This is a genomic window from Streptomyces sp. SID3212 (assembly GCF_009865405.1).
Classification (GTDB): domain Bacteria; phylum Actinomycetota; class Actinomycetes; order Streptomycetales; family Streptomycetaceae; genus Streptomyces.
In genome coordinates, this window is the sequence record NZ_WWJY01000333.1 from 1 (window position 1) to 5283 (window position 5283).

Here is a 5283-nt window from a genome sequence, read left to right on the forward strand (position 1 = left end):
CTCCGCGGCCGACCGGGCCGAGCCCACGTGCCGGACCCCGGCCCGGTCGAGCGCGTCCAGCGTTCTGCGTACCCCGGCCGCGCCGTCGTCCAGGGAGTGGTTCGACGCGGTGGAGCAGGAGTCGTAGCCGGTGTCACCCAGCGCGGCGGCCACCTCGGGCGGGGACTTGAAGGCCGGATATCCGGTGTACGGGCCGCCGTTCGCCCCGTACACCGTCTCCATGTGACAGATCGCCACGTCGGCCCGTGACACCACGGGGCGCACCCCGGCGAGCATGGGGCGGAAGTCGTAGCCCCGGCCGCCCGCGTCGGCGTTGGCCCGGCCGATCACGGAGTCGTGCGGCAGGACGTCGCCCGAGCCGATCAGGGTGAACCCCCGCTCCGGCGCTCCGGTTCCGGCCGCCGGGGGCCGCGCGGCCCCGTGCGGCGGACGGTCCGGTTCCGCGCCGGGCGTGTGGTTCCGGCCGGGGGCCGCGCAGGCCGCCGCCGTACCGAGGAGCAGGACGGCCGCGGCCACCGCTCCGCCCTGTCGTCCCCGCTGCGTCGTGCGCCGTGTCATGCGCCGTGTCATCGGCCGGACTCCTTTTCTGGGGGTTTTCTGAGGGATCGCCACCTTGCATTCATATAGTCATATAAATGGATGTCAGGTGATCAAGCCACCAAGAAGCCCGAAAGGGACCGATCGCCCGCGCCGGGACCGTTCACCGCACCACTCGCCGCAGTGAGCGACCGCTCGTCGCACACCTCCGCGCACCGTCTGTCCCCGGCCGCCGCCATGCGTTCGTATACGCGAGGCGACAGCGACGTCACCGGGAAGGGCGTGCACCATGACCACAGCGACAGCGACCGCGGCTGCCTCCGCGTCGGCGACCGCCACGACCGACGAGCGGGCCCTGGCCAGGCTCCAGCGCGAACACGGCGCCGCCCTGCTCCACTTCCTGCTGGGGCTGACCTACGGCGACCGGCAGCGGGCCGAGGATCTCCTCCAGGAGACGCTCGTACGGGCCTGGCAGCATCCGGAGGCGTTCGCCGCCCCCTTCGAGTCGATGCGGCCCTGGCTGTTCACCGTCGGCCGCCGGCTGGCGATCGACGCCCGCAGGTCCCGGCTGGCGCGCCCCTCGGAGGTCGGGGACGAGATCCTGGCCGCCACCCCCGACCCCCGGGACCCGACGGAATGCGCGGTCGCGGGGCTCGACGTACGGCAGGCGGTACGGGCGCTGAGCCCCGAGCACCGGGCGGTGCTCGTGCAGATCTACTTCCGGGGGCTGAGCGTCGGCGAGGCGGCCCTGACCCTCGGGATTCCCCCCGGCACGGTCAAGTCCCGTTCGTACTACGCGCTGCGGGCGCTCGGCCGCTCCCTGCCCGGCTACAGCCGGTCGTCCGCGTCGCAGAAGAGCGACCGGACGTGTGGTTCGCGGGGCGGCGCGACCCCCTCGGCCACACCCGTCACAATCCACTCCCGTCGGCCGTCCGATCCCGCTCTTCTGGCCACGCGGGACGGTCACCGCCGGTTCAATGCTCCCTGAAGCAGGCTTCGGGGAAAGGAAGGAAGGCGGAAAGCATGCGTCCGGAATGTACCGAAGGGGCGGGCGGCGGAGGCCTGTTGGTGCCGATGGCTTGGATGTACGCGGAGTACGTCGCGGACGAGCTGCTGCGCACCGGCGACCTGATGCCGCCGACCACGCTGGAGTACCGGGCCGGCCGGGACGCGCTGGCCCTGACCATCTTCCTCTCCGACGGGTCGGTGACCGGACCGGGGGGCGGGGCCAGGATGGCGGAGTGGCGCTCGCTCACCGCGTACGGCACGTCGTGGAGCGCGTGGGTGTCCCGGCGGCTGCGCGTCCTGGAGGCGGCGGGGGCCGGGAGCCCCGACCCCGACCGGGAGCTGGCGGAGGCCGCCTGGCGGTGGCTGGAGGAGACCGAGCTGCTGGCGCCCGACCTGGACGCGGTCGGACCCGTGGGCCCGGCCGGCGAGGAGCCGTTCCCGGCCGAGGAGGAGGGGCCGCAGGTGTGGACCCCGGCGTGGCAGCTGGGGCTGCCGCTCGGACACCTGGCGATCCAGCTGTTCTGACGACGTACCTGTTCGACGACGTGTTGTACGGACCCCGCCCGGAGTACGGCGGTCAGGAACCGTGCACGCCCGCCCGGTACTTGGGGATGCGTACGGTGATCCGCATCCCGGCCCCGACGCCCGTCTCGATGACGAGGCCGTACGCGTCCCCGTACACCTGGCGCAGCCGCTCGTCCACGTTGAGCAGCCCGACGCCGGTGGACGCGCCGCCCTCGCCGCGCAGGATCTGCCGCAGCCGGTCCGGTTCCATGCCGACCCCGTCGTCCTCGATCACCACCTCCGCCTCGGAGCCCGCGTCGAGCGCGCTGATGGTGATGCGGCTCGTGGTGACCGCGCCCTCCAGGCCGTGCTTGACGGCGTTCTCGACCAGCGGTTGCAGACAGAGGAAGGGCATGGCCACGGGCAGCACCTCGGGCGCCACCTGGAGGGTGACCGACAGCCGGTCGCCGAACCGGGCCCGGACAAGGGCCAAGTACTGGTCGATGGAGTGCAGTTCGTCGGCGAGGGTGGTGAAGTCGCCGTGCCTCCGGAACGAGTAGCGGGTGAAGTCGGCGAACTCCAGCAGGAGTTCCCTGGCCCGCGCCGGGTCCGTCCGGACGAACGAGGCGATGGCGGCGAGGGAGTTGAAGATGAAGTGCGGGGAGATCTGCGCGCGCAGCGCCCTGATCTCCGCCTCGATGAGGCGCGTACGGGAGCGGTCCAGCTCGGCCAGTTCCAGCTGGACGGAGACCCAGCGGGCCACCTCCCCCGCCGCCCTGGCCAGCACCGCCGACTCGCGCGGCGCGCAGGCGACGAGGACGCCCAGCACCCGGTGGTCGACGGTCAGCGGGGCGGCGACGCCCCAGCGCAGCGGACAGTCGAGGTCGTCGCACCGCAGGGCGAAGGCCGTGCCGCGGCCTCCGCTGAGCACCCCCGCGACCTGTTCCATGACATGGGGCCCGTGGTGTTCCCCGAGGCCGTTCCAGACCAGCACCCGGTCCCGGTCGGTCAGGCACAGCGCGTCCGTGCCGAGCAGTGAGCGCAACCGCTTGGCCGCCTTGCGCGCGCTCTCCTCGGTGAGTCCCGCGCGCAGCGGCGGCGAGGCCAGGGAGGCGGTGTGCAGGGTCTCGAAGGTCGCGTGCTCGACGGGGGTGCCGACGTCGCTGGTACGGACGGGGCGGGCGGTGCGGCGGCCGAGGAGGAACCCGCCGGCGAGCAGCAGCGGGCCGACCACGATCAGGACGGCGAGGGCGGCGGCGCCGCTCATCGGGTGACCCCCTTTCCGCCCGGTGCGCCCGCGCGGGCGCGCGGCATCAGGGTCTCCGGGAGGTGGAAGCGGGTCATCGCGGCGTTCGTGCCGGGGGGTATCCGGCTCCGGGTGGCGAGGGAGACCAGGATCATCGCGAGGAAGCCGACCGGGACGGACCAGACGGCGGGCCAGGCGAGCAGGGCGTGCGGCCAGCCGGACCGCACGGCGCCGCTGACGGTGACGAGCGTGGCGACGAAGGCGAGTCCGCCGCCGAGCAGCAGTCCGGCGACGGCGCCGGGCGGGGTGAGCCTGCGCCACCAGATGCCGAGCACCAGCAGCGGGCAGAAGGAGGAGGCGGAGACGGCGAAGGCCATCCCGACGGAGTCGGCCACGGGCATTCCGCTGACGAGCAGCGAGCCGCCGAGGGGTACGGCCATGGCGAGCGGGGTCGCGAGCCGGAAGTGGCGTACGCCCCGGGAGGGCAGGACGTCCTGGGTGAGGACCCCGGCGACGGCCATGGTCAGTCCCGAGGCGGTGGAGAGGAACGCGGCGAAGGCCCCGCCGGCCACCAGAGCGCCGAGCAGTTCGCCGCCGAGTCCGCCGACGGCCCGTTCCGGCAGGAGCAGGACGGCGGCGTCCGCGTCGGTGCCGTACGGCAGCTCGGGGACGTACAGCCGGCCGAGGGCCCCGTACACGGGCGGCAGCAGGTAGAACGCGCCGACGAGCGCGAGGACGACGACCGTGGTGCGGCGCGCGGCCCGGCCGTTGGGGCTGGTGTAGAAGCGGACGACGACGTGCGGCAGGCCCATGGTGCCGAGGAAGGTCGCCACGATGAGTCCGTACGTGGCGTAGAGCGGGTGGTCGGCGCGGACGGCGACGGAGGTGAGGGCGAGATCGACGCGCGGCCGGCCGTCGCCCTGCCAGGCGAGCAGCAGGAAGATCGCGGGGACGAGCAGGGCGGTGAGCTTGAGCCAGTACTGGAAGGCCTGGACGAAGGTGATGCTGCGCATGCCGCCCGCCGCTACGGCCACCACCACGACCACGGCGACGAGGACCCCGCCGAACCAGTAGGGGGCGCCGGTGAGGATCTTCAGTGTGAGCCCCGCGCCCTGGAGCTGGGGGATCAGGTAGAGCCAGCCCGCCCCGACCACGAAGACGCTCACGAGCCGGCGGACCGGGCGGGATTCGAGGCGGCCCTCGGCGAAGTCGGGGAGGGTGTACGCCCCCGAGCGGCGCAGCGGGGCCGCCACGAAGACCAGCAGCACCAGATAGCCGGCGGTGTAGCCGACGGGGTACCAGAGCATGTCGGGGCCGTGCAGCAGCACCAGGCCCGCGACGCCGAGGAAGGAGGCGGCGGAGAGGTACTCGCCGCTGATGGCGGCGGCGTTGAGCGCGGGGCGGACGGTGCGGGAGGCGACGTAGAAGTCGGAGGTGGTACGGGATATCCGCAGCCCGAAGCCGCCGACGAGGACGGTCGCGACCACGACGACGGCGACGGCCGCGACGGTGTAGCCCTGGCTCACGGGACGGGCCGGCCCTTCACGAGCCGGGCGAAGTCGCGTTCGTTGCGCTCGGCGCGGCGGACGTACCACCAGCCGAGGAGCGTGAGCAGCGGGTACGCGGCGACGCCGAGGACCACCCAGACCGCGGTGGCGTCGTGGAGCGCGGCGAAGGCGAGGGGCAGGGTGCCGGCGACGAGGGCGAGGACGCCGAAGGCGGTGAGGCCGGCCCGGAGCTGACCGCGCATCAGGGAGCGGACGTACGCGTCACCGAGCGCGGTCTGTTCGTCGATCTCGGCCTGCGGGCGGTAGCGGGGCAGCGGGCGGACGCGCCGGGGCTCGCCGGTGACGACCTCGCGCCTGGGCGTGGTTTCCCCTGCCCCTGTCATGGTGGTTCCCCGTTTCGGTGTCGGCCGGCCCGCGGCGCGCGGCCGGTCGGGCGGATGGGGTCGGACCGTACCAGGACGGACTGTCAGCGGCCGGCCG

General features: G+C 73.7%; 6 protein-coding genes. 2 read left to right on the top strand and 4 right to left on the bottom strand.

The window, feature by feature from the left end:
• Window positions 1–570 (bottom strand): CapA family protein (locus tag GT042_RS10090; RefSeq protein WP_237530653.1); only part of this gene is annotated, 570 nt, incomplete at its 3' end.
• Window positions 571–826: 256 nt separating this feature from the next.
• Here GT042_RS10090 and GT042_RS10095 point away from each other — a divergent pair.
• Window positions 827–1525, top strand: coding sequence for a sigma-70 family RNA polymerase sigma factor (locus GT042_RS10095; RefSeq protein ID WP_161308373.1), 699 nt, complete (start codon window positions 827–829; stop codon window positions 1523–1525).
• Window positions 1526–1560: 35 nt separating this feature from the next.
• Window positions 1561–2070: a hypothetical protein gene (locus GT042_RS10100; RefSeq protein WP_161308374.1), complete on the top strand. Its 510-nt coding sequence runs from the start codon at window positions 1561–1563 to the stop codon at window positions 2068–2070.
• A 52-nt stretch (window positions 2071–2122) separates the two neighbouring features.
• Here GT042_RS10100 and GT042_RS10105 read toward each other — a convergent pair whose 3' ends face one another.
• From GT042_RS10105 to GT042_RS10115, 3 genes are read right to left on the bottom strand one after another with little or no spacing between them, the layout of a single operon-like run.
• Window positions 2123–3316 carry a histidine kinase gene (locus GT042_RS10105; RefSeq protein WP_161308375.1) on the bottom strand — a complete coding sequence of 398 codons (1194 nt, stop codon included), beginning with the start codon at window positions 3314–3316 and terminating at the stop codon, window positions 2123–2125.
• Window positions 3313–4821: a cation acetate symporter gene (locus GT042_RS10110; RefSeq protein WP_161308376.1), complete on the bottom strand. Its 1509-nt coding sequence runs from the start codon at window positions 4819–4821 to the stop codon at window positions 3313–3315. Before GT042_RS10110 ends, GT042_RS10105 begins: the two co-directional genes overlap by 4 nt.
• Window positions 4818–5186 carry a hypothetical protein gene (locus GT042_RS10115; RefSeq protein ID WP_161308377.1) on the bottom strand — a complete coding sequence of 123 codons (369 nt, stop codon included), beginning with the start codon at window positions 5184–5186 and terminating at the stop codon, window positions 4818–4820. Before GT042_RS10115 ends, GT042_RS10110 begins: the two co-directional genes overlap by 4 nt.
• Between the last annotated feature and the right edge of the window lie 97 nt (window positions 5187–5283).

Excerpts from the sequence above, each read along its gene's own strand:
- GT042_RS10095 (WP_161308373.1), top strand. The coding sequence starts at position 827 with ATGACCACAGCGACAGCGACCGCGGCTGCCTCCGCGTCGGCGACCGCC.
- GT042_RS10100 (WP_161308374.1), top strand. The coding sequence starts at position 1,561 with ATGCGTCCGGAATGTACCGAAGGGGCGGGCGGCGGAGGCCTGTTGGTG.
- GT042_RS10105 (WP_161308375.1), bottom strand. The coding sequence starts at position 3,316 with ATGAGCGGCGCCGCCGCCCTCGCCGTCCTGATCGTGGTCGGCCCGCTG.
- GT042_RS10115 (WP_161308377.1), bottom strand. The coding sequence starts at position 5,186 with ATGACAGGGGCAGGGGAAACCACGCCCAGGCGCGAGGTCGTCACCGGC.